Origin of the sequence: Paenibacillus turicensis (assembly GCF_050461185.1) — a bacterium.
In the GTDB taxonomy this organism is placed as follows: Bacteria; Bacillota; Bacilli; order Paenibacillales; family Paenibacillaceae; genus Fontibacillus; species Fontibacillus turicensis_A.
This window is the reverse complement of record NZ_JBCMOR010000012.1, coordinates 29,976-54,961: the sequence shown is the minus strand read 5'-3', so window position 1 is coordinate 54,961 and position 24,986 is coordinate 29,976. Positions and strand designations below refer to the sequence as shown.

Here is a 24,986-nt window from a genome sequence, read left to right as displayed (position 1 = left end):
CCATCCTCTCCTCAATTGATCACAATATCAGTTATTGTTTGTTTTCTAATTGGCTTAATCTATCGTTAAAGCTCTCAAAAATATTTAAAAGCCGCTTTGCAAGGTTAATTTCACTGTATACGGTCATTAATGTGTCTTGAGCGTGCGCAAACAGCACAGAGTATTCTCCCGCTTCACCATCTGTTTCCTTTTGAATACAATTCGTTTGTACTCGATGCGCAATCACAATTTTATCATTGGCTAATTTCATGTTTTCCTTAGCAGCATCAAATTCACTATTTTCAATATTTTTTAATGCATCCATACATAATTTTCTTGCCTCCCCGGCATGCAAAATTATCTGCATTGCATTTTGAGCTACTTGTTCCGTAATCATAATAAGCTCTCCTTACTAAATTAATGAGTTTGTACAGCTTCTTTATCAACTTCTTGCTTTTCATAGGTTTTGAAAAATGGATACCAAATCAATGTAGATACTGTCGCACAGATGAGCATTAGTAAAATACCTGAAATCGTTCCTGTCGTAACCCAAGTAGATATTGGGAAAGGAACATACCACATATCGAAAATTACTTTCGGTATAGGTGCAAATGCAATCACTTTTGTACCGATCCATACAATGGCTGGCAAGATAATCCCATTAATCCACATGGGTAACATCATAATTGGATTCCATGCAATAGAACCAAATACCATAGGTTCATTAATATTAAAAATTGAAGGAACTAGACTGGCTCTTCCTAGCGCTTTCAGCTTACTACTCTTGGAAACCACATGCATAATAACAAGTGGGAATGTACATCCAATTCCGCCAATCCATAAATAAGCTGAAAAAATCGTTTCTGATGTTACAAGATTGTGAGCCCCCATTGTCGCATTTGCTGTTATCGCAGCCAAAAAAATAGGCTTAGTTACCGGGGTTAATACCCAGCTTGAAATCCCCATCGAATATAGGAAGCAATAAATAAACATAATGAGAATAAATCCCCAAGGTGTCTCGATCACATTGGCTAGAGGCATAAAAATATTTAAAATGATATTGTAAATATCAACATGCACAATATCCACGACTATCCAAGCTGTAACTAAAACAATTCCAATTGGTAGCATAGAGTCAAACCATGATCTTACAAAATCGGGAATGACTGAATATTCTTTGAAAAAGGAAAACTTACCAAACAGTCCCATAATATATCCGGTAAAAACAGCCGCTATGATGGCTACGAACATACCTCCAGCACCTAAGGAGCTATGACTAAAACCAATTGTGCCATCTTTAATCACTTGTGGAGAAACAACGATTAAAAAAGTGATTAAGCCTGTACAACCAGCAATGAGGCGCTGTTTTCTTAATTTTTTCTTCTCCATTAAATTAAAAGGAATAAGGAAAGCAATTAGAAGTGACAACATCCCCATCGTCCAACCAAATGGAACCCAAAAATTCGGATAATTTTTTATTTCATAAGCAGCACCTGGTATAGTGAGAAGGCAAAATACCGAACCTAAAAGGATAAAGGGTAACAATTGCATGACTGAATCTTTAAGAGTTATAATCCATACATTGTTATTGATTTTAGTCATCTTTGGAGAGAAGTCATTTTTGAGCCATTCCATGAGTTTGTTCATTTCTCTATCCCCTTTATTTATTCAACTCACTTAACAAATCGTCTAAAGCCGCTTCTCCATCTAAGGTGGAGTAATAATCAGATTTCATTAATAGCATAATAACATTAGTGTTTTTTGTAATTTCCTGAATATCTTCCATAATGTAAGCCAAGTGAGGACCTACTAATAACGCGTCAATATCATCAATATAGTTTTCAATTTCTGCCTCTCCTCTAGCTTTGATGTCCATATTGAAGTTCCGATTTTTTGCAGCCTTACGAATATTAGCAGCCATAAACCCTGAGCTTGCCCCTGATCCACATACTAATAGTACCTTTAATGCTTCAGTTGAATTTACCATGGTAATCCCCCTCACTTTTTTTAATCATCAATTATTAAAGCTTTCTTGCGCCATGATCCTCCTAACTGCAAAACTGTACATTGTCAGAAGTTTTTCTTATAATCATGATTGATAGCGCTATCTCTTTACAAGTCAACTATATTACATTCATGAAAGCGATCTCAAATAAAAAACTGCACTGCTATGGTGCAATAGTTTGAAGTGAGGACATCATATGAAGACACAGTACATTGATCTTATTCAATATTTAAACTCCTGTAATCAATGGATTTCATCACAGACCTTAGCAGCCAAATATGGTGTATCCAAACGGACTATTAAATCATATATCGGAGAAATTAATCAAATACACCCCGGATTAATAAGTTCATCTAATAAAGGCTATAAAGTAGATAGTGATCAGATAAATACCTTTTTAATTCATGAACAACAAGCAATTCCCCAGACACAATCTGAACGTATTGCTTATATTTTGAAAAAATTAGTTCAATCCAATCAGCCTATCTATATATATGATTTAAGCGACTCCCTTTTTATTAGCGAGTCAACGTTAAGGCTAGATTTAAAGCAGGTCAGGGAAAAACTCGCGAAAAATAATTTAGAAATAAATATGATTAAAGATCAATTAAGTCTTCAGGGTAATGAGAAGGATAAACGTAAATTAATGAGTAGGATTTTACATGAGGAGGCCAATGGAAGCTTCATTGATATTGATAAAATCAAAGAAGTTTATAAAGAATTAGATGTAGATTATATTCGTAAAGTCGTGATTGAGACCTATTCTTCACACCACTTCTTCACAAATGATTTTTATCTATCAAATGTTATCATTCACATTACTATTGCTCTGGACCGGATGAAGCATGACTTCCAGTATTTGAATAAAAACGTCATTTATCATACGGATAATAATGCTTATCGTATTGCCAAAGATATGGCTATCAAATTAGAGTCTTATTTTAATGTGATGTATTCAGATGAAGAGGTCGCAGATTTAGCCATTTTAATTGCCTGTAACGGGACAAATGTTAACTTTACCCAAATTGAAGCCAGTGACCTAGAGCAGATTGCGGGGAGAGCTTGTATTGAGCTAGTCAGTCAAATTGCATTCAACTTAGATAAATACTATTATGTAAGCATTGCTGATACTGAATTTATTACAAGGTTTACGTTACATGTTAAAAATTTGTTAATGCGATTACAAAACAACCATACGGCAAAAAATCCATTAACCAATACGATTAAAAAAGAATGCCCTCTCATTTATGATTGTGCCGTCCATGCTTCACATGTAATAAAGGAAAAAACAGGCTATCAAATCAGTGATGATGAGATCGCTTATTTAGCTTTTCATTTAGGGTATGCAATTGAATTACAGCGTCAGACGAACATCAAAATTTCTTGTACTGTACTGTTTCCTCTCTACTACAATATGAATGTCCAACTCATTAATAAATTGCAACAGTATTTTGGTGATGATATTTCTATTCATGCTATTGTTACAGATGAGAGCGATTTAAACAATGTGGTCAGTGATTTAATTATTTCCTCTGCACAGCTTCATAAAATTCCTGAAGTTCCATACGTCGTGATTACTCCATTTTTTATAGAAAGTGATCGTGAGAAAGTATCTACTAAAATTACTGAATTAAAAGAACAAAAAAAGAAAAACCAATTTAAACTTCATTTAAAATCTTTTTTGGATGAAAGACACTTTTATTATGCCGTAGAAAAGAGTAGGAAAGAAGATGTTTTACAATTTATCTGTCATGCCATGTATCGTGATGGTTATGTAGATGAAGATTTCTTCATTAAAATTATGGAACGTGAAGCAATGTCTTCAACAGCATTTGGGCAAGTTGCTCTTCCCCACGCCATTAAGATGGAATCACGAAAAACTGGGATGTTTATTTATTTAAATACTAATGGAATTAATTGGGATAATTCAATTGTGAAGATTGTTTTATTAATTACAGTAAGTGAGGACGATCGGAAGATATTCCGTGATGTATTTGATGCACTTGCCACCATTTTGACAGATGATATTCATGTAAATTTATTGTCTTCTATAGACAATTTTGATAATTTTATAAATCAATTGATCGCGTGTTGGGAATAGTTTTGTACTAATGTATAATTGAAAAAGACACCAAAACGTACTTAGGAACGCTGGTGTCTTGTTTTAGACTTAATATTAGGTTTAGCCTTATCTACTCGTCGCTGTGCTGAAACGGCGGTCTATTAAGGTTAGGACGATATAGATGCGCAGATAAAAACCGCTCAGTAATTTCAAGCACCTGAGGGTTCCACACCCCTGTTCCATGATCCGCATTTATTACCTTATAAAATAAAGCCTTTTGTCCATGCTGCTTCAATGCCTTATATATCTCAATACTTTGGTTAACATGAACAATTGAATCGCTATCACCATGAATAATGAGGAATGGCGGGAGCACCTTATCTAAGTTTTGATGAATTGGGCTAGCTTGCTTCGCTAATTCAATATTGTCCTTTACTCGCCCACCAATCAACAATCCTTCTGGTGAATCAGGCGCGTCATGATCAAGAATATTGTTATACTTCCCTAATGTGAGCAAATCAGTAACCCCATAATAGTCAATAACTGCACTAACTTCATCACTTTGTTCGCCATGAATCCCATTATTGTATTGCCCTATCGTAAGTCCCGTCATCAGAGAGAGATGTCCACCTGAGGAATCACCCCAAACTGCAACGCGATTTGGATCAACTCCATATTGGGCCGCATGTTTACGCATATAACGGATCGCACATTTTACATCCTCTAACGGAGCAGGGAAACGTGCAATATCCGTATCTCTAATCTCAACGCTAGCAACAACATACCCTTTTGCCGCAATCTGACAAAGATTTGGGATGCTTGCATTCAGATCTTGTTTTCTCCAAGCAGAGCCCTGAATAAAAACAACAAGAGGAAATTTATATCCAAACCGCTGTGGAACTATAATTTGTAGTCTTCTTTCAATATCACCATATTTAGCATAAACTACGTTTGGCCTAAAAGAACAGGAATAATAGGCGCCTCCCTCAGGAAAGTCACCGTAAAGTAGCTGAGTTCCCTCTGGTGTCTCATTGGCTGCAATAATCGCTGCCTTTTCATCCATATTGAACACTCCTTCTTAAAAAGTAATTCCTATACCAATATAACCCAATCTGCTTCAGATCGGAGTTAGGTTTGTTACATTTTCCATGAAACTATTATTTTAGTTCCATGGAATCAATATATGAAATTCAATTCATAGCAGTAACGGATAGATCATCGAAGGGAAACAACTATTTTAGGAGAATTGAGAGTTGGATGTTGGGTAGTTTTGTAGCCGTATATTCAGGGGTTTGAAGTAAACCATTCTGTTCTAGCTTAATAAATTGATCCACATTTATTTTTCATATTTTATATGGTTTTATTTTACAAATAATGCTATCAATTCTATAAACAAAGTGCTATTATAAAATTGTTATAAAATACCATATACAAAAAGGAGTGTGAAAGATTTGTTTAAAAATGTACTAAAAGCATCATTAGCAGTAGTATTGGTTGCCTCACTTTCTCCTCACGCTGTACTCGCTCAGCAATCAGACCCCGTTGATAAATTTGAGCAATACAGAATCGAAGCAATTAATCAAGAATTAGCTCAAAATGGTTATTCAACGTTAACGGATTCTAGGTTCAGTCTATTAGACGCGATTGATCCTACTACTAGTGAAAATATTGAAAAACTTAAAGATGCAGAAATCGTCATTATGGACATTAATGAACTTGGAAAGTTATCTTCTGCCGAAAGCTCCCAGGATGGCGACGCAATTGATCGATTTGCGATAGAAAAGCGAGAAATAGATGATAGTACCGAAAACACCCCGTCTCTACTCCAATCAAATGAAACCCAATCAGAAGCAAAATCTAATCTTTCACTCCAATCTATTTTAGGAAATACAAGTCCAGCACCAGAAGGTTATAAAACAGGCGCTTTTCATAGGTTAACCTCCCCTACCAGTAATAGTTCAATTAACTATTCAGGTGCAGTCGCAGATGATGTTACACTCCCTAATTTTAATTATGCAAATGGAAATGGGGAAGCCGCATACCTTTATACAGGGATTGACCAAAACGGAGTGGGGATTGCAGAAATTGGTTTTGGTACCTACAACGGCACCAAAGGAAAGGGTTGGTTCCCACTTTTCCATGCCAGAGCTGCACACACGATAAACACTCAACCAGGAAGCGAACCTAACAGTACAGAGTACATTTATGATTATTCAAAAAACTATGGTGCTGGAGATAAGACGATTACAGGCTATAAGGTTTTCTATAAAACAACCGATGCCACACTTACTGTCACCTATCAAATTGGTTATAACACCATTTATGTTGTTAAATTTGGTGGTTATAACTCACAAAATAAAGCGGTCAAACGTGTAACTGCCATTGCTATGTCTAAAGATACTGGAGCAACAACAAAATATATTAACAAATATAACTCTTATGCCAATTGGGGTAACTATAGATTTTTAACTCAAAATGGCTCTGGCACCGTTTACCCTGCAGCAGTCAGTGGGTTAGTAGAACATACATGGTCCCACGGAGGTACGATTGATTATATAAAAAATGTAATCAGTTCAACGGATCGAGATGAGAAGTATTTGTTTTATTAATAATACTGACTCTTATGTATGTTATAAGTTTGATTCCCACTTAAGGGGGTGATCCATTAGCTATATTGAACAACTATTACATCCATGTATCCTGCATAAGTAAATGATTTAAAAATTTATTTATTAGGAGATGTTTTTTTTGAAAAAGAATAAAAAGTTAATAGCTTTGTTCTCAGCGGTCACTATGCTTTTAGCACCTGCTTCATCTATTTTTGCAAGCGATACTCCTGCTCCTTCATCTCAAGTGGTGCAAGATTCTAAAGCATCAATACAGTTGAATAATCTCATATACAATTTAGGTAACTGGTCTACTCACATCTATTTAACGGGAGATTTTAAAGTTAAAATTTATCCAGATCAATATGCGCTACATTATATTGATATTTTTGATGTTAACAATAATCTAGTTAGATCAAATCAAGTATATGCGCATCGAACTTCAATTGATAGCCCTGATGGTGCAACTACTTTAAATTATACTGGAGTAAATGGTTTGTTTGGATACCATAAAGTTATGGTTAGGTCAGCAACTAATGCAGGACACTTTCAAATTTTGTGGTAAAAATGTGTTAGGGATTATATAAAACCAACATATGGTTGTTTAACTCAAATTTAATCAAGAGCTCTTACTGGGCAAGGAGATATCTTCTCCTATCTAGTAAGAGCCTTTTAATTTTTTACCACAGGATCATAATTTTCAGAATGAAAAGTTTACTCCCTCATCTTCTAGGACAGTCAGCCTCCTAGCCCCAACAACTAATCTCGCAGTGTTCTTTTCTGTTTATGCATTACTCCTAGCTATTTCATGTTACAATTCATAACGACATTAAATTTTGATTTTTAGCCATATATAATAAAGAAATTTAGCTCATTTTATGCTACAATACTAAAATTGTACAAGTTTTAGGGGGAGAACATAATATGCTCATTATTGGCATCGCTGGGGGCACTGGCTCTGGTAAAACAACCGTGGCACGAACGGTCATCGATCGTCTTGGCTCAGATAAAGTTACATTTATATCACAAGATAACTACTATAAAGATCACAGTCATCTCAGTTTTGAAGAACGTGGCTTAATTAATTATGATCATCCATTTGCTTTCGACAATGACTTACTCATTCAACACCTAACTATGTTAAAAGAAGGACAAGCTGTTCAGGGGCCTTGCTATGATTTCTCACAACATGCACGTTCTACTACAAAGACCGAGGAATTATTGCCCAACAATATTATTATCCTTGAAGGTTTACTTGTTCTTGCAGACGAAAATCTTCGCAATTTACTGGATATTAAAGTTTTTGTGGACACAGACCCTGATGTTCGAATTCTTCGCCGCGTTTTGCGTGATATCGAAGAACGGGAACGCACGATTCAATCTGTGTATAATCAATATTTATCCACCGTTAAGCCAATGCATGAAGCTTTCATTGAGCCTTCTAAAAAATTCGCTGATGTCATTATTCCCGAAGGAGGACATAATGAGGTTGGGATTGAGTTGCTTTCTGTTTTAACTGAAAAGTATTTGTCAGGGGATAAAAGTTGGGGTGGAATTAACTAATTAGCCTAACAAAATTAAAGAGGCTGTCGAATAAGCTTCGACAGCCAATACATTTTTTTATATGCTGCAGTACATGTCTCTAATCCCTTACTCTAACATATATTTGACCCACTATATTTCCTTGTTCATTTTTAGCATTTATAACCGTTAATCCTTCACTAATTGCTTTGACTTTCCCCTTATTCGATATTGTTGCTACATTTTGATCCAATGATGTCCATTCTACAAGTTTTGTAAAAGTATAATTATCTATCGTTAGTCTGCTGGTTTGACCTATTCTCAAATCAATTGCCAGTCTATAGTCACTTGCATCGTCTACGACTAACACATCAATATATTCCGTTGTACCGTCTGCATAAGTAACACTAATCCTTGCGTCACCCTTTGTGAGAGCGTTCACTAATCCGTTTATATCTACACCTGCAACCTCTGAATTCGAGGATGTCCACTGACCATTTGTATTTTCAGAAAGATCACTATCAATACTAAATTGCAATTGTTCAGAAACCTCTAGAACTACTTTTAGTTGACTTTCTGGAACCTTAGAAATAGGAATTAAGCTTATGTTTCTAAAGTTTGCATTTAAATCACTTCCATTACGACGTCGTCCCTCTAAGATTACTCTAGCAAAGTTTGCTTCCTCAGGAACAAGCATAGATATAGTTTTAGTAGTAGGAGTAGCAGTTGCATGTTCAACTTTTTGTGAAACTAGTATTTTAGTTTTATCACTATTTAAAATTTCTAATTTTAATGTTCCTACGTCTGTAGGTGACTGATTAAAAGAATACATGATAGCATTCAGCTGCAATTCAGTTCCAACTGAAAGATTGTCAATCGGAATATCCTGATACATCGATGCAGAAGCCACTGCTTTAGGCATAAATGCTTTATCCCTAATTTGCCATTGACCTGCATTACTCCAGCCTGAAAGTCCCTGTTCACAATTCCCATTTACTACAAGGTTTTTATTTACAGGTGTTTCTGGCTCAACAGCATAAGTTGCTGTTGATAGGGTTGTACAAATAAAGATAAGAAGTAAAGATACAATGGCAACTTTCTTTTTAATAAGCATAATATCCACCTTTTCATAGTAATTTAAAAACATTTTTCCTATAAAATTACTTTTACATCTTTATACCTATAATAAATAAATAATAGTAATTAAACAAGGAAAATATGGATATAATTTATAAATTTTTAAATATTATTAATAATAAAGAACCACTTTCTAACGAATACATCTCAAAAAATTAAGTCTATAATAATAGGTATTTTTTCATAAAATATAAAAAAGTTTAAATTTAAAATAAAAAACTCCCTCTCGGGAGTTTTTAAAATTTCTATTATAAAAATTAATATTGCCTTCTTGCATTAACTACATTTTTTAACAAACTAATATCCTCTAAGTATGAACGCAAGTTATAAGAAACGAGGTCAATCATCCGTTCAGCATATCGATCAGTATCACCAGCAATATGAGGTTTTATAATTACGTTATCCATATCCGATAACGAATGTGTTGAACGATCTATTTTTAAGCTTAAGCACATTTAAAAAACAAGATATGAAATTAAATAATTCCCATTTGCTTAGAAAACTTTAATTACATATTAATTATAATTATATAATCAATAGGTTTTTTTACATATAATACTATTCATTTGATTTAAAAAATGATAATATAAATTTGTAATAAAATTCCACTGTAAAGACTTACCTCGAAACGGATAAAAGGTACAGATATTCAATTTAACTCTCATTTAAGGGGGTGATGCGAGCTAAGTTACATCCATTTTATTACTATTGTAAAGAATTTAAATTTGGTAGATTAGGAGATGTTAAATATGAAAAAACTACAAAAATTATTAATGTCTAGTCTAGCCTCCATGATGGTAGTCTTACTACCTGCACAAGCCACCTTCGCTGACGAATTAATTACTAGCAGTAATTCAACAATAGAGGCAGTAAAGGAATCAAGAGATTTTTCTTTATTTGCTAGTACAAGTCCTATAGACGTTCGTGATTCTACTACTGATATTTATTTTAACGGAGTTACTAAAATCAATGTTGTCGGTCAACCAGAAGGAACTTATAAAGTTTATAAGATTACTAGTGATGGAAAGCATATATGGTTGGGAACCGTACAAGGTACAGGAACTGTACGTACGCAAATGTACGGATATCACAAAATCTATATCGAAACAAGTTATTATGGATACTACACCGTAGACTATTAAAATATATTTTAAATAGTTTGTATGTAATAAGAAACCACTCCTTAATTTATTAAGGAGTGGTCTTTATATCATTTATAATTCGTTACAGTGACTGCTTCACAAATCTTCAATCTAATTGATCAAAAATCTACTCAGTTTAGCACGGATATAAGGGCTTAAGCGCCTTACATCATGCCGCCCATTCCACCCATACCGCCCATGTCAGGCATTCCTGGCTTTTCTGGTTCTGGTTTGTCTGCAATGACTGCTTCTGTAGTTAGGAACAAGCCTGCTACGGATGCAGCGTGTTGCAATGCGGAACGAGTTACTTTCGCAGGGTCAACGATACCTGCTTCAATCATGTTTACCCACTCGCCAGTTGCAGCGTTGAAGCCGATTCCTGGTTGTTCTTTCTTCAAGCGGTCAACGATGACGGAACCTTCTTCACCAGCATTAGCTGCGATCGTGCGGATTGGTTCTTCAAGTGCACGAAGCACGATGTTTACGCCTGTTTTTTCGTCGCCTTCTACATTTAATCCAGCAACTGCACTATATACGTTAACTAGTGCAACACCACCACCAGATACGATACCTTCTTCAACTGCAGCACGAGTTGCGTTTAATGCATCTTCGATACGCAATTTACGTTCTTTTAATTCAGTTTCAGTAGCCGCACCAACTTTAACTACCGCAACGCCACCTGCTAATTTAGCAAGACGTTCTTGTAGTTTTTCCTTGTCAAATTCAGAAGTTGTTTCTTCTAATTGAGCGCGGATTTGGTTTACGCGAGCTGTAATATCAGCTTTGTCGCCATTACCGTCTACGATTGTTGTGTTTTCCTTAGTTACACGTACTTGACGAGTAGTACCAAGTTGAGTGATTTCTGTGCTCTTCAGGTCAAGACCTAATTTTTCAGTAATCACTTGACCACCAGTTAATGCAGCGATATCTTGCAACATTGCTTCACGACGGTCACCAAAGCCAGGAGCTTTAACAGCAACAGCGTTAAATGTACCACGCAATTTGTTCACAACAAGCATCGCAAGTGCTTCGCCTTCGATGTCTTCAGCGATGATTACAAGCGGACGACCTTGTTGTACTACTTTTTCAAGTAGAGGCAAGATTTCTTGTGTGCTGCTGATCTTTTTATCTGTGATCAAAATGTAAGGATTGTCTAGGACAGCTTCCATTTTGTCTGTATCTGTAATCATGTATGGAGAAATGTATCCACGGTCAAATTGCATACCTTCTACAACTTCCAATTCAGTAGCGAATCCACGGGATTCTTCAACAGTGATTACACCGTCTTTACCTACTTTTTCCATTGCTTCTGCAATCAATTCGCCAACTTCATCATCCCCAGCAGAGATTGCTGCAACTTGTGCGATAGATTGTTTATCTTCGATTGTTTTGGAGATCTTTTGTAGCTCAGCTACAGCAGCTTTAACCGCTTTGTCGATCCCTTTACGAAGACCAATTGGGCTAGCGCCTGCAGTTACGTTTTTCAAGCCTTCACGAATCAAAGCTTGCGCAAGAACAGTTGCAGTCGTTGTACCGTCACCAGCTACATCGTTGGTTTTAGTTGCAACTTCTTTAACTAATTGTGCACCCATGTTTTCAAATGCATCTTCAAGCTCGATTTCTTTTGCAATCGTTACACCATCGTTAGTAATTAACGGGCTACCGAATTTTTTCTCCAAAACCACGTTGCGACCTTTAGGTCCTAACGTAACTTTTACTGCGTTTGCCAACGCATCTACACCATTTAGCATTGAACGACGAGCGTCTTCACTGAATTTAATATCTTTTGCCATTGTAAAATTACCTCCCTAAATAAATTGTAAGTCAGTATCTACAGTTAAAAAACGAAGAGCATCTTAGCGTAATTATTCAATTACTGCGTGGATGTCGCTTTCTTTCATAATTAAGTATTCTTTACCTTCGTATTTCACTTCAGTTCCTGCATATTTAGAGAACAAAACACGGTCTCCTTCTTTAACTTCAAGAGGAACTCTAACGCCATCTTTTAATACACCGCTACCTACAGCAATTACTTTACCTTCTTGTGGCTTTTCCTTTGCTGTATCAGGAAGTACTAGTCCAGATGCAGTTGTTTGTACTTGTTCGATCGCTTCCACCAAAACGCGTTCACCTAAAGGTTTGATCATGAATAATGTCCTCCTTTAAATATGTTGTGTTAATTTTATAAGCATTTTACACTCTGTTAGCACTCGATATGCTTTAGTGCTAACAACCAATTTTTATGATACTCAACTTGAGACAAAATTTCAAGTTTCTTTGTTAATTTTTTTAAAGAAAATTTGCTAAGGTGATCAAAACTAACTAAAACAGCATACAAAATGGCTCAATACGAAACTTCATGCTATTTAGAAGTAATGTATGGCGAAGGCACTTGGGAGAGTATCAATCGCCAATCCATCTAGCACGATTTTCTATATTGAGCCAAAATAATTTTAAGTACTAAGAATTAAATTTTCATTCTCCATTTAGCTTTATTTTACCCATAAGGAAGGATTGTTATATTTTTGATCCAAACGCTTACTAAACCATCTCCCATTTAAAACCTTAGAAATAATATTTTGCTTAGTTTCTGCAGAAATACTATGATCTTGGTCCATCGCATTTAGGACGATCTCATACGTATATGGTTTATTTGACATGTAAGCTAATGCTTTAAAACGGTTTGCATCTAAAATCATCAACGATTGGCCATCCATTTCATTGCTGTTAGTCCATGGATTCCAGTTTGTTAAGCCTTGACCATTTGGATTTCCCGTCTTCAGGAAGTTAGAAATATAACCTCTAAATACGCGACTTAAATCTTTGGCACCTTCTGTTTTGTACCCATCACCAACTAGTGTAGCGTAGTTTTGGTTGTCTGGCGCTAATAGTGGGACAAAAACACCATGAAACGCACCAAATGTGGCTAACTCTTTCCCTGCAACATAAGCATCCTTACCAAAGTTAATTTCTAACCCATAAATATCAGACTTATAAAATGGAGCCATTTTTTGAGCTGATTCCTTCACGTTAAATAAGCTGTATAGCTCCCCACCGTATTTGTTCACAAAATCATATTCTGCAACTTTACTTGGATTTGTATTGATTTCATTGTTCGCAACATCTTTTGCAAAATAAGCATCAAATCTTCCGAATAAAGAAAATTCATTAGCACCAGTTAACATTAATAATGGCACAGAATTGTAGGTGGTTGTGTTAAAGCCCTCTTTTGGCAATACATAACCATCGTTGTATAAATGCGGGAATACACTCATTCTAATTCCTGCGTTCCCCATCAATTTAGCCAGCTTTTCTGCTGGAACAGAATATAAGTAGTCCTTCACATCATTCCCTGTCGTAAGTAACCATTGATAAGCTTCAGCTTCTGTAGCTTTAACTTTATCTTCTACAACCAAAGGTGCGATTGCTTTTGCAAATACTTTAGCACTATCTTCTTTATTAGCAATGCTCATGCCACCACTAAAGGAGATCGCTTTATGAAACTTTCCTTTAAACACAGGTGACGCTAAAATTGCCATCACATCACGACCACCAGCCGAAAAACCTGATAATGTGATATTGTTTGCATCTCCACCAAACTGAGCAATATTTTCTTTGACCCAATCTAAAGACTTAGCAATATCTAAAAGAGCATAGTTACCAGAATCCTCTAGCTTATCGCCTGTATTCAGAGCTGGCAGTGGATTAAAACCTAAAGGCCCAAGTCGGTAGTTAACAGAAATAAAAATCGCATTCATATCCTTAACAAAGGAATTACCTGTAATTTCGCCAGAAATCCCCGTCTGGTTATTTCCACCATGAATATATACAAATACCGGAAGTTTGCTGTTTGCATTGTCAGGACGATAAATATCTAAGTTTAAAGCGCTTTCAGAACCAATAATATTTTTACCACTAAGTTGAATCGCTACATCCCCTGGTTTAGTAGCATCTAATTCGCCAGACCATTTAATAGGATCTACAGGCTTTTTCCATCTCTGTTTACCTGTGGTTGCTCCACCATAAGGTACCCCTTTCCACACTAAAGCTTGGTTTAGTTCATCCTTAACCCCTTTGACCTTGCCAAATTTGGTTTCTTGTACAATGCCTGGCTTATAAACAGCAGCAACCTGCTTATTGATTTGCTGGTTTGCACTTACTTGCTGTGGTGCAGTGTAAAAGCTAGTTATTGAAGTCATCATAACTGCACTTAATAGTAATGCAATAATTTTGTTCTTTTTCATGTTGAAACCCTCCCTATACGTATTCTCTTAAGTTGCCATGAATTCAAAATGAATGTACTCATGTCCCCCCTTTATTTTGTAAGAAAATACAGATAGACGCAAAAAAACCCAAACCAATACAAACGCTGTTGTATCAGTCTAGGTTATGCCCAAAGTAAGGTTACATCCCTATCTGTAAGAGGAATATATCATATTTTGAAAGCACTTGCAATTCAAATATTATAGGGAAAATAAGGGAATCCTTAGCCTTAGTAATCTTGTATAATTATACAAAAAAGCATACTAATTCAAACTTTCTAGTTTTCTAATTTACTAACCTCTATAATCTAAATTGTCCTGTGACCATAAGCAATGCTTCGGGTAGTTGTTCCATAATCGCGGCTAGGTTCTCATGCACACCTTTTGGTGTACCAGGCAGGTTCACAATTAAGGTTCGTCCACGTATACCTACAATTCCACGAAAAAGCATCGCGCCTGGATTTTTTTGCATTGCTGAAAAACGCATTGCTTCTGCCATTCCTGGCACCTCTCGCTCGATTACACGACGAGTTGCCTCTGGGGTGACATCACGTATCGCCAACTCTGTACCCCCTGTAGTAAATACTAGGTCAGCGTGGAAATAATCTGTCATTTCAATTAATGCTGCAATAATTTCATCTGGTTCGTCAGGAACGATACGGTATTCAACTATCTCGCCCCCTAATTCCTCTTCGACAAGCTCTCGGATAACCTGAGCACTCGTATCTTCACGTTCACCTCTTGATCCTTTATCACTTGCCGTCAGAATTGCTGTCTTCCATATCATGAAGCCACTCCTCCCATCCACTTAGAACTACAAATCACATTTTAAAGTTAGTTATTATTTCCATTTATATATTTAAAAATTTATGATTAAACTAGCTAGTATTTGTTAACACTTGTACACTTTTTCACTTGTAATTAACATATTTACTTTAAAATCATGTGGTGCTATAGGTACTTCGTTGATAAGCTGTTCCTTAAATAATAAGGATACTAACAACGGATGTTTCGCATCTACACCTGCATCTTCACCTTCAGCATCTCTGTACAACTGGGCGATAAATCTATCATAATAACCACCACCATATCCAATACGTCCACCTGTGACATCATAAGCTAAGCCTGGGACGATGACGAGGTCAATACCATGATATCGTGCTGGGGGCAAAATTGGACTATTGGGTTCGGGTTCAGAAATCCCCATTTTATTGACAACGAGCTTTTGATTAGAATGTAGCTCATGCAATTGAAGCGCTGTTTTAGAAGCTACGCGTGGGACAACAACAGTATCCCCAGCCCGCAAACAATGCTGGATCAAATAAGAGGTGTCTAGCTCGTGTCCAAATGAGAGATAACTAAATACAGTAAGCGGTCGATCTAAATTACAACGCAAAGGTACGATAACCCGCTCAATTAAAAGGTCGTTCGCAAGCTCACTCTCTGTGGCGCGTGTGTGTGAAGACTTACTGGAAAGCAGTTCCCTCATGTCTTGACGAAGCTGTTTTTTCTTATCTGTAAGTTCCATTCCCTTTTGACGTCCTTCCAATTCTTAGTCCATTCTCATCTTAGTGTATCATTGTTACTCCAAAATGAAAACAAAGCAAAGCAAATCATTTTACAAATGACTCCATTTTGTTTGAATTTCCATATCTAGTTTAATAATAATCCCAAAAAACTACATGTGGTATATAAATAGCTAAATTTTTAAATTTTATTAACGTTGCTACTCTATGAAAATAAATCATCTTGCCATAACTCCTCAATGCAAACCTTCTTCATTTCATGTAAACTAATACTATAGTGTTTTGTTGATTAGGAGGATTAATACAAAGATGCTGCTTCAAGCTAGTAATATAAGTAAATTATTTGGAGTTACACCGATATTAAGTGGGATTAACCTGCAAGTCCTTGAACGAGATCGAATTGGACTGGTTGGGGTCAATGGCGCAGGTAAATCTACATTATTACAAATTTTAGCTGGTGAATTATCTCATGATGGGGGACAAATTTTTAAATCAAAGGAAACGACGATTGGTTATCTCCCACAAAATAGCGGTCTACAGTCCAATCTAACGATTTGGGATGAGATGCTGACGGTATTCGAGCCTGTGCTTCAAGCAGAGCGTGAATTAAGACAGATGGAAGTTGAAATTGCCAATCCTTCTGAAGCTGTAAATGAAAAGGCATATGAAGCCTTGTTAGAACGCTACGCACTTAAATCTGATTGGTTTAAGGATCATGGTGGTTACGAAATTGAAACGCGTATTCGTAGTGTGCTTCACGGTATGGGCTTTGGACAATTCCCACCCGATACACTTATTTCAACTTTAAGTGGTGGACAAAAAACGCGCCTTGCATTAGCACGTATTTTGCTACTAGCCCCTGATTTACTTATGCTGGATGAGCCTACAAATCATCTTGATATCGAGACATTAACATGGTTAGAGGACTACCTTCGCAATTACTCTGGTGCGCTATTAGTTGTATCCCATGACCGCTATTTTCTTGATCGACTTGTTACAGCCATTGTCGAAATAGAACGGCACCAGTCACGTAAATATACGGGCAACTACAGCAAATATATTGAATTAAAGGCCGCTGAATACGAAAGCCAACTCAAAATGTACGAAAAGCAACAAGACGAAATCGAAAAAATGGAAGATTTTATTCGCAAAAATATTGTTCGTGCTTCTACTACAAAACGAGCACAAAGTCGTCGTAAAGCGCTGGAAAAGATGGATGTAATGGATCGTCCACTTGGCGATTTAAAGCGGGCGAACTTCTCATTTGAAGCTGAAATTATGAGTGGTAAGGATGTTTTACAGGTAAAGGATATTAGTTTTGCTTTTAAGCCGGGAGAAAACCCGTTATTCAAACATGTTTCATTTGAAATGCGTCGTGGAGAAATGATTGCACTAATTGGGCCAAACGGGATTGGAAAATCCACCTTACTAAAAATGCTAACCAATGAGTTTAAACCTTCATCAGGTAATATCAATTGGGGAACTAAAGTTAAAATCGGCTATTACGATCAGGAGCAAAGTCATTTAAATCCAAGTAATACAATTTTAGAGGAAGTATGGAGTGCCTATCCTCATCTTGAAGAAGTTCGTATTCGGAGTGTACTTGGTAACTTTTTGTTTAGTGGCGACGATGTACTGAAGAAGGTATCTGCGTTAAGTGGTGGTGAAAAGGCACGTGTCGCTTTGGCTAAGCTAATGTTATTACGTGCTAATGTTCTGATTCTGGATGAGCCTACAAACCATTTAGATTTATTTAGTAAGGAAGTATTAGAGTCTGCTTTGCTTGATTATGATGGTACATTACTATTCATTTCACATGACCGGTATTTTCTTAACAAAATGGCAGAACGAATCGTTGAACTACATCCAAATGGCGCAGAGCATTTCCTGGGTAATTATGACGATTATATTGCGAAAAAAGAAGAACTAGCGGAGTTAGCTGCCGAATTAGCAAACGAAGAAACAGTCAAAAACAAAAAAGTCGAAGAACTTACCTCCTCCACCAATGCTACCTCTCCTAAAAGTGGTGCGATTGCTTTTGAAGCAGATAAGCAAGCAAAACGTGAGGAACGAGCTAGAGCAAGACGAATTGAGCAACTTGAGGATCAAATAGCAGAGTTAGAGGGTAAAATTGAAGCGTTGGAAGCTGAATTAACTTTACCAGAGGTTTATCAAGACTACGTTGCTGTTCAAAAACGACAGGTTGCTATTGATAACCATAAAAATGAACTAACCAACGTATATGAAGAATGGGAGTCTTTATTGTCTCAATAACTATATACAGTGTTATCCACAGATATTCAAAGGTTTAAAACCAACATTTAAGCGGCTGAAAAAGCCGCTTTTTCTATACTAAAATTTTTTTAGACATAAAATGTTCACTTTATCCACTTAGTTATGCACATTATCCACAATTTATTGAAAACAACTTGATTTATTTGCAAAACAATTAATCTAAGCTGTTGGATCAATGCTTTCAGCTTTTTCTGAAAATGTTACTCACTACCTGTGGACAATATTATTCACAAGGAGTCATACATCTCTATCATGAGACCTTACATTCTAGATTCTAACCATTTGATTATCTGACTCACTAATCCTCTTATTTACTGACCTTTCATTACTCTAAAGCTGTCAAATGAACATCTTGCTCGGAGCTTAATTCCATTTTTATGTTTCCTTTTGCCTTACTACCTACAATTTTTATCCGGTATTCTGTTGTTGGCTTTAGAGTAATTGAAGCTGTTTTTGCTTGGCTACCTTCACTCAGCACATTGATTTCACGAGTCTCCTTATCATCGCTAACCACAATCGTTTTAAATTTACCATCAGTAATTTTTTGGTCTATATCAATTTTTAGCTCCTGTTCAGTATCAGAGCTTACCACCCACAATGTATCAACACCTGTGAACGTACTAAATTCAAGAGTTAATTTTTTATCTGTTATACTTTTTTTTGCAGTATTTGTATACGTAAACGTATTAGATTGCTGCACTAAACGATCATTGTTAGTATAAACGTCCTCCTGAACTACCTTAGTACTGTTAAACGTACAACCTGATAATGTGAATAAAGAGAGCAAGATACATCCAGAAATAATCGTACGTCCGATAGGATTTTTATATTTTTTATCCAAATCTCTACACTTCCTTTATATAAATTTTTAAATTCTTGAAAGTTAGTTATGTAATGACTACAATATAAAATGAATAATGAGTTAAAATGAATAAAAATAAATAATCAGCATCCATTTAAAGGAGATCTAAATATGAGTTATGATTACCAAGGTATTTCCCATATCGATAGTGAAGAATTGTATAGATTATTACAGGATACTACTAAATCACATCTTATTATCGATGTTCGTGAGCCCCATGAATATGAGCAAGCTCATATTCCCGGCATTCCTTTAATTCCGATGGCCAATTTTCCGCAATATGCAGATCAGCTTGATAAAGAGCGAGAATATGTCTTTGTGTGCCGCAGTGGTCAAAGAAGCTTTGAAGTTGCTAACTATTTGCAGCAATTAGGCTTTCAGCATGTTCATAATTTAGATGGTGGCATGCTTGGGTGGATGTATGAGACGAAGTCAGGGCTAGAGCATGTTATTACGGATCTAAATGAGCATACAAGTCTTGAACGTCTAAAATCTTAATTTTTAAGCAGGCATGGTTTTTCTTTGGGATCAGTACTTAGGTAAGGGATTAAACGCTACAGGCTAGAAATCTAAAAATAAAGTATTGATTCCAAAAATTAAGCCATACTTATTCTCATCATTTTTTATCCTTTCCCCACTTCGCTCCTCCTTTACTTCACTCTTTTTTGTTTACTATTTTTGTACTTCTTACCTTTTATTTTACCCTTCTCTTTTGTTCTACTTTTTTCATTTAGATGTTGCGCAAAATCGATTTACTACAAACTTCTTTCACAAAAATGTCAAATTCGTTACTTTTTTTGCTGAACAAAACAGGATTTTGGTGTAGTGTGTCGAAATGTATCATTTGGCGAAGGAAAATATTAGGTAATGAGGTTTTGTAATGATAAATTTTAAATTTAAATTGAGCCGTCCTAAAAACAAACGATATTCTATTATGATCGTTCCCGAGGGCAGCCAACCTGTTATGCGTTTTAAGCTTACTTCTTTTTATGTTATTGCTGGTAGTGTGGCGACAGTCATCATGATTTTGACGATGTTGGTTCTGTTTTATATGAATCAAGCTCATTCTCAGAAAATAACTACTTTACAAGCAAAGCTAGATTCGTCTTCAGATGAACTTAAAACAACGATGGTAAATAAAGATCAAGCGATGGATGAGTTACTTTCTCAGCTACTAGAGCTATCAGAGCAATCCAAAAATGTAGAATCTAAAATGGCTGAGCTCCAAACCCTAGAAGCAGAATTAAAACAAATGACGAATAAAAATGAAGGTAAGGATGCAGCAATTACTAGTTTTTCTACTAAACAAAAAGATTTAACCTCTCCTTCATCTTCAGCTTTAGATGGGGTGGGTGGTGAAGATATTGAAATGACACCGCAAAACATTGCTGCACTCATTGAGCAAACAAAGCAAAGTATCGCTAATACATTGCAAACCGCACCAGCCTTACAATCTAGCTTAGAGAAAACTAAACATTCTGTGAAGCAATATCAGACGTTGCTAGCGACAACACCTACCTATTGGCCAACCGTATCGACGCGAATCACCTCCCATTTCGGGAGTCGTAAAGATCCGTTTACAGGTAGAGTTAAATATCATGGAGGTTTGGATGTTGGTGGCGAAGTGGGCGACCCAATCTATGCCGCGGCAGATGGCAAGGTGACTGATGCTGGGGTAAGTACTTCTAGAGGAAACTATATTGTTATCTCTCATCCCTCTGGCTTGCAAAGCCATTACATGCATTTAAATGCTGTTTCAACAACAACGGGCGCAACTGTAAAGCAAGGTGAAGTAATTGGAGAGCTTGGAAACACAGGCCGGAGCACAGGCCCTCATCTCCATTTTGAAATTGTAAAGGATGGGATGCTCGTTGACCCTGCTGATTACATAAGCCCTAATAGAGAGGAAGTTTCAAACTAAATGTTTAAAAGTAAAGTAAAAGCAACAAAGGTAGACCCTAACACGACAGATACAATTATTGGGGAAGGTAGCAGCTTTGAAGGAAATATTAAATCTGATGCTGGTCTAAGGGTAGAAGGACAAATTAAAGGGGACATTGAGTGCCAAGGCGATGTGACTATTGGTGAAAAGGGACTTGTGCATTCCAATATTAGCGCACGTAATATTATTATTGCAGGTACTGTACATGGGAACGTTCATGCGACAAACAAATTGTCAATTAACGCCAAGGGGAAGCTATATGGGGATATTGTAACTCATACTTTATGTATTGAAGAGGGTAGTATTTTTGAAGGATCAAGCAAGATGGAAAACGTCGCTGAGTCCAATGGCAATAGCAATGTTAATACTAACGCTAAAACAACAAGCGAAGCTTCTTCTTCTAAGTCTACAGCTAAAGAAAATAATTAACTAGCTAAGAGACAGAGGGATTCTGGAGAAGTGGAATGTTCGTCTCTTAAAACCAGATTTTCACAATCAAATCATCAATAACTATGAAATCTGGTTTTAACAACGATTGGAAGAACCCTCTGTCTCAAGCCATCCATCTCCATGGTTTAGAACCACTAATTTTTATTGAGAGCCCTCCTACTCGTTATTTACACCGACCAAGCCTCTAACGAAAATGAAGGCTCTCCTTTAAGATCAAGGGAAGAAAATTGTCCTCTTTTCCATTTCAAATATGCAGCCGCACCAATCATTGCGGCATTATCTGTACAATATTTTAATGGCGGAATCACAAGTGCAATCCCTTCTGCTTTTGTTCGTTTTGTAAGATCATCTCTTAGTCCACGATTAGCAGCTACACCACCACACAATAGCAATTGCTTAGCACCTGTCTCTTTGACCGCTCTAATCGCTTTTTCAACTAAAACATCAACAACCGACTCCTGAAATCCACGCGCAATTGCAGCTTCGTAACCAGTCTCCCCCCGCATTTTATGCTGATTCACAAGGTTTAGTACAGCCGATTTTAAACCACTAAAGCTAAAATCATAGCTATCTGGCTCCAGCCATGCACGTGGCAATTTTTCTGCCTCCGTCGATTCTTTTGCCAATGCATCTACATAAGGCCCACCTGGGTATGGAAAACTTAATGCTCGTGCAACCTTATCATAAGCTTCTCCTACAGCATCGTCACGTGTTCTACCTAACCAGCTAAACTTCCCTTCTTGCTCCATAAGAACAAGTTCAGTATGTCCACCTGATACAACGAGGGCAACAGCAGGATACACGATTTCCTCTACGAGTTGATTGGCATAAATATGCCCTGCAATATGATGAGTCCCTATAAGTGGCTTATTCCATGCAAAGGCTACACTTTTCGCGGCCATAATCCCAACTAATAGCGCACCAACTAACCCAGGCCCCTCCGTTACTGCAATAGCGGATAACTGCTCATGCGTTACGTTTGCTTCTTCAAGTGCCTGTTCGATCATCAGTGTAATGCTTTCCACATGCTTACGAGAGGCGACCTCGGGTACGACTCCTCCAAAAGCTTTATGAGTTTCGATCTGACTTACAATTAAATTAGATAATACATCGGTTCCATTTTTAACTACTGCCGCAGAAGTCTCATCACAGCTAGTTTCAATCGCCAAAATGTAGCAATCCTCTTGATTTGACAAATTATGTCGCTTCCTTCCCTTTATCCCATGCTCAAAAGCTAAACACCTAATGAACAATATCTGAAATTTGATCTAGCTCGCACCACATTATCATGGCATCTTCATTATTATCTGAATAATATTTAGGCCTTACCCCTTGCGAATAAAAACCTAATTTACGATAAAGCGCTTGGGCAATATGATTAGACACGCGTACCTCCAGTGTCATTCTTTCCATTCCCAATTCACGTGCCCACATCATTAGTCTCCGTAGTAATGTTTCTCCTAAATGAGCACCTCGATATGAAGTTCGCACTGCAATATTTGTAATATGAGCTTCATCCATGACCGTCCACATGCCAGCATACCCGATCACTTCTTCATTCAGCTCCATTATTAAATAATGTGCAAAATGATTTTGTATAATTTCATTGCGGAATGCTTCCGCACTCCAAGGTAATGTAAAAGCCTCATGTTCAATGATCATAATGGCATCAATATCATCCAAGGTCATCTCACGAAATGTAACTTGATTAGAATTAAACATGTTTAGTGCTGCCATATGCTCTCTCCTTTACTTCCTAGCAAGTAAAGCCGCTTCAGCTTCAGCAAGTTGCGTATAATTGGGTACTAACGTATGTGCTTCATCATGTTGACCTTGTTCAAATGCATGTTCACCACATTGTCCAATCCATTTTGCACCTAACTCATAGGCAGAAATATGTAATGTGTCACCCAGCTTATCCCCAAGTGTATCCATTATTGTTTTTGTATGCATTTCTGTAGTTTCACCAACAAACCATATCCCTGAAGGCTTACTCTCTTCCTTTAAAGCCTCCCATTTATTAGCTAGATTTTCACACCACAGTGTCATTAGCGTAATTCGATCAGTTTCTAATTCGAGTGGAATTTGTTCTGAGAAATCACCTTGCTCTAGCTGATACAATCCAGTATATACTTGCCCACGCCGAGCATCTACTAATGGAATTACCCAATGAGAAGGTTTGTTATGCATTAATTCGGAATTCTCTTCAGACTCAGCTTGTTGAACAGATAGAGCTGAAGCCAAACCACCTAATGCTGTTGCCGCAAGACTAGATACCCCAACGATTGGAATATTAAGACTCCAAGCCAATGTTTTTGCTGTTGTAACAGCGATACGGATGCCAGTATAAGAACCAGGTCCTACACCTACTGCAATTAATTCCACATCTTTAATAGTCAAACCTGCTTGATTTAACGTATCTTCAATTCCTTTCATCATATGAATGGAATGATTACGCTCTGCTTGAGTATTACTTTCAAAGATTTGTCCCGCCTCATTTTGGACTGCAACGGCGAGTGTAGCTGTAGACGTATCTATCGCTAATACTTTTGTAAACAGTTTATTATTATCCACCTATAAAACCCCATTTTCCTGCATAGTTGCAACCCATTTTTCATAGATCGAGCCTGTTCCATAAATAAAAAAGCGCCGTTCGAACTCCGAAACTGTCTCAATCTCAATCCGCAATAGCTCCGAAGGAAGTAGCTCTTCAATAACGCTAGCCCACTCCACGAGTGTAACGCCTGTCCCATAAAAATATTCATCCAACCCTAATTCATCAGCCTCATCTAAGGACAATCGATAAACATCCATATGATAAAAAGGAAGTCTTCCTTCATATTCCTTAATAATTGTAAATGTTGGACTATTCACTAACTCCTGCACTTCAAGCCCCTTAGCAAACGCCTTGGAAAATGCCGTTTTTCCTGCGCCTAAATCGCCATCTAACCCAATAACAGTACCTGGCAAGGACTGCTTTGCTAAATAAGCCGCTAATGAGGCGGTTGCATTATAATCTTTTGCTTCATATACAAACTGTGCCGAAGCTTTTATATCCAATCGTGAAACCACCTTTATGCTGTACTTTATCAACCTGTATTTTCCCATTATATCGACCATAGTCAACACCCGCAAGTGTAATAGCCATATACAGCAAGCAAGGATTAAAGCCGTATCCCTCGGGTAAACTAAAGTGA

The 24,986-nt window shown here is 36.9% G+C and carries 26 protein-coding genes; 9 read left to right on the top strand and 17 right to left on the bottom strand.

Features of this window, described 5'->3' with window-relative positions:
- Positions 1-31: 31 nt before the first annotated feature.
- The 3 genes from ABE099_RS16415 to ABE099_RS16405 are packed head-to-tail and all read right to left on the bottom strand — an operon-like array spanning position 32 to position 1,966.
- Complete coding sequence (locus tag ABE099_RS16415) at positions 32-376, bottom strand: PTS lactose/cellobiose transporter subunit IIA (protein ID WP_430032166.1); 345 nt, start codon at positions 374-376, stop codon at positions 32-34.
- Between the two features lie 20 nt (positions 377-396).
- Positions 397-1,626: a PTS sugar transporter subunit IIC gene (locus tag ABE099_RS16410; RefSeq protein ID WP_430032165.1), complete on the bottom strand. Its 1,230-nt coding sequence runs from the start codon at positions 1,624-1,626 to the stop codon at positions 397-399.
- Between the two features lie 13 nt (positions 1,627-1,639).
- Complete coding sequence (locus tag ABE099_RS16405) at positions 1,640-1,966, bottom strand: PTS sugar transporter subunit IIB (protein WP_430032164.1); 327 nt, start codon at positions 1,964-1,966, stop codon at positions 1,640-1,642.
- Between the two features lie 214 nt (positions 1,967-2,180).
- On the opposite strand from ABE099_RS16405, the gene ABE099_RS16400 reads away from it, so the two are divergent.
- Positions 2,181-4,085, top strand: coding sequence for a BglG family transcription antiterminator (locus ABE099_RS16400; protein ID WP_430032163.1), 1,905 nt, complete (start codon positions 2,181-2,183; stop codon positions 4,083-4,085).
- 91 nt (positions 4,086-4,176) lie between these two features.
- On the opposite strand, the gene ABE099_RS16395 is transcribed toward ABE099_RS16400, so the two are convergent.
- The gene (locus ABE099_RS16395; RefSeq protein ID WP_430032162.1) at positions 4,177-5,109 is read right to left on the bottom strand and encodes an alpha/beta hydrolase fold domain-containing protein; all 933 of its coding nucleotides are present in this window, start codon (positions 5,107-5,109) and stop codon (positions 4,177-4,179) included.
- Positions 5,110-5,497: 388 nt separating this feature from the next.
- Here ABE099_RS16395 and ABE099_RS16390 point away from each other — a divergent pair, with 388 nt between their 5' ends.
- The 3 genes from ABE099_RS16390 to udk all read left to right on the top strand — a co-directional run bounded on the left by ABE099_RS16390 (position 5,498) and on the right by udk (position 8,215).
- Positions 5,498-6,655 carry a hypothetical protein gene (locus tag ABE099_RS16390; RefSeq protein WP_430032161.1) on the top strand — a complete coding sequence of 386 codons (1,158 nt, stop codon included), beginning with the start codon at positions 5,498-5,500 and terminating at the stop codon, positions 6,653-6,655.
- Between the two features lie 139 nt (positions 6,656-6,794).
- Positions 6,795-7,217, top strand: a complete 423-nt coding sequence (locus ABE099_RS16385) for a hypothetical protein (protein WP_430032160.1) — start codon at positions 6,795-6,797, stop codon at positions 7,215-7,217.
- Between the two features lie 359 nt (positions 7,218-7,576).
- Entirely contained in the window at positions 7,577-8,215 is a 639-nt protein-coding gene (gene udk / locus ABE099_RS16380; protein ID WP_430032159.1) for a uridine kinase, read from the top strand.
- A gap of 79 nt (positions 8,216-8,294) precedes the next feature.
- On the opposite strand, the gene ABE099_RS16375 is transcribed toward udk, so the two are convergent.
- Together ABE099_RS16375 and ABE099_RS16370 are read right to left on the bottom strand one after the other, a co-directional pair.
- Positions 8,295-9,287, bottom strand: a complete 993-nt coding sequence (locus tag ABE099_RS16375) for an Ig-like domain-containing protein (RefSeq protein ID WP_430032158.1) — start codon at positions 9,285-9,287, stop codon at positions 8,295-8,297.
- 280 nt (positions 9,288-9,567) lie between these two features.
- Positions 9,568-9,765 (bottom strand): hypothetical protein, encoded by a 198-nt coding sequence (locus tag ABE099_RS16370; protein ID WP_430032157.1) that lies wholly within the window; start codon positions 9,763-9,765, stop codon positions 9,568-9,570.
- A 318-nt stretch (positions 9,766-10,083) separates the two neighbouring features.
- Here ABE099_RS16370 and ABE099_RS16365 point away from each other — a divergent pair, with 318 nt between their 5' ends.
- On the top strand, positions 10,084-10,452 hold the full coding sequence (locus tag ABE099_RS16365; RefSeq protein WP_430032156.1) for a hypothetical protein: 369 nt from the start codon (positions 10,084-10,086) through the stop codon (positions 10,450-10,452).
- A 164-nt stretch (positions 10,453-10,616) separates the two neighbouring features.
- On the opposite strand, the gene groL is transcribed toward ABE099_RS16365, so the two are convergent.
- The 5 genes from groL to ABE099_RS16340 form a co-directional block, all read right to left on the bottom strand.
- Positions 10,617-12,245 carry a chaperonin GroEL gene (groL, locus tag ABE099_RS16360; protein ID WP_430032155.1) on the bottom strand — a complete coding sequence of 543 codons (1,629 nt, stop codon included), beginning with the start codon at positions 12,243-12,245 and terminating at the stop codon, positions 10,617-10,619.
- 72 nt (positions 12,246-12,317) lie between these two features.
- Positions 12,318-12,599: a co-chaperone GroES gene (gene groES / locus ABE099_RS16355; RefSeq protein ID WP_210087233.1), complete on the bottom strand. Its 282-nt coding sequence runs from the start codon at positions 12,597-12,599 to the stop codon at positions 12,318-12,320.
- Positions 12,600-12,944: 345 nt separating this feature from the next.
- Positions 12,945-14,696, bottom strand: a complete 1,752-nt coding sequence (locus ABE099_RS16350) for a carboxylesterase family protein (protein ID WP_430032154.1) — start codon at positions 14,694-14,696, stop codon at positions 12,945-12,947.
- Positions 14,697-15,015: 319 nt separating this feature from the next.
- Entirely contained in the window at positions 15,016-15,501 is a 486-nt protein-coding gene (locus tag ABE099_RS16345; protein WP_430032153.1) for a MogA/MoaB family molybdenum cofactor biosynthesis protein, read from the bottom strand.
- A 105-nt stretch (positions 15,502-15,606) separates the two neighbouring features.
- On the bottom strand, positions 15,607-16,242 hold the full coding sequence (locus ABE099_RS16340; protein WP_430032152.1) for a 5-formyltetrahydrofolate cyclo-ligase: 636 nt from the start codon (positions 16,240-16,242) through the stop codon (positions 15,607-15,609).
- 307 nt (positions 16,243-16,549) lie between these two features.
- On the opposite strand from ABE099_RS16340, the gene ABE099_RS16335 reads away from it, so the two are divergent.
- On the top strand, positions 16,550-18,514 hold the full coding sequence (locus tag ABE099_RS16335; RefSeq protein WP_430032151.1) for an ABC-F family ATP-binding cassette domain-containing protein: 1,965 nt from the start codon (positions 16,550-16,552) through the stop codon (positions 18,512-18,514).
- Between the two features lie 346 nt (positions 18,515-18,860).
- Here the strand turns inward: ABE099_RS16335 and ABE099_RS16330 are convergent, their stop codons facing one another.
- Positions 18,861-19,376: a hypothetical protein gene (locus tag ABE099_RS16330; RefSeq protein ID WP_430032150.1), complete on the bottom strand. Its 516-nt coding sequence runs from the start codon at positions 19,374-19,376 to the stop codon at positions 18,861-18,863.
- A gap of 132 nt (positions 19,377-19,508) precedes the next feature.
- Here ABE099_RS16330 and ABE099_RS16325 point away from each other — a divergent pair, with 132 nt between their 5' ends.
- From ABE099_RS16325 to ABE099_RS16315, 3 genes are all read left to right on the top strand, one after another.
- Complete coding sequence (locus ABE099_RS16325) at positions 19,509-19,895, top strand: rhodanese-like domain-containing protein (RefSeq protein ID WP_430032149.1); 387 nt, start codon at positions 19,509-19,511, stop codon at positions 19,893-19,895.
- A 382-nt stretch (positions 19,896-20,277) separates the two neighbouring features.
- A complete protein-coding gene (locus ABE099_RS16320; RefSeq protein ID WP_430032148.1) occupies positions 20,278-21,318 on the top strand; it encodes a M23 family metallopeptidase in 1,041 nt (346 codons plus the stop codon).
- Complete coding sequence (locus ABE099_RS16315; protein WP_430032147.1) at positions 21,319-21,768, top strand: bactofilin family protein; 450 nt, start codon at positions 21,319-21,321, stop codon at positions 21,766-21,768.
- A 188-nt stretch (positions 21,769-21,956) separates the two neighbouring features.
- On the opposite strand, the gene tsaD is transcribed toward ABE099_RS16315, so the two are convergent.
- From tsaD to ABE099_RS16290, 5 genes are read right to left on the bottom strand one after another with little or no spacing between them, the layout of a single operon-like run.
- Positions 21,957-22,985, bottom strand: coding sequence for a tRNA (adenosine(37)-N6)-threonylcarbamoyltransferase complex transferase subunit TsaD (gene tsaD / locus ABE099_RS16310; protein WP_430032146.1), 1,029 nt, complete (start codon positions 22,983-22,985; stop codon positions 21,957-21,959).
- 46 nt (positions 22,986-23,031) lie between these two features.
- Positions 23,032-23,526 carry a ribosomal protein S18-alanine N-acetyltransferase gene (gene rimI / locus ABE099_RS16305; RefSeq protein WP_430032145.1) on the bottom strand — a complete coding sequence of 165 codons (495 nt, stop codon included), beginning with the start codon at positions 23,524-23,526 and terminating at the stop codon, positions 23,032-23,034.
- Positions 23,527-23,538: 12 nt separating this feature from the next.
- Complete coding sequence (gene tsaB, locus ABE099_RS16300; RefSeq protein WP_430032144.1) at positions 23,539-24,363, bottom strand: tRNA (adenosine(37)-N6)-threonylcarbamoyltransferase complex dimerization subunit type 1 TsaB; 825 nt, start codon at positions 24,361-24,363, stop codon at positions 23,539-23,541.
- Entirely contained in the window at positions 24,364-24,843 is a 480-nt protein-coding gene (gene tsaE, locus ABE099_RS16295) for a tRNA (adenosine(37)-N6)-threonylcarbamoyltransferase complex ATPase subunit type 1 TsaE (RefSeq protein ID WP_430032218.1), read from the bottom strand.
- Positions 24,815-24,937 (bottom strand): hypothetical protein, encoded by a 123-nt coding sequence (locus tag ABE099_RS16290; protein ID WP_430032143.1) that lies wholly within the window; start codon positions 24,935-24,937, stop codon positions 24,815-24,817. Before ABE099_RS16290 ends, tsaE begins: the two co-directional genes overlap by 29 nt.
- Between the last annotated feature and the right edge of the window lie 49 nt (positions 24,938-24,986).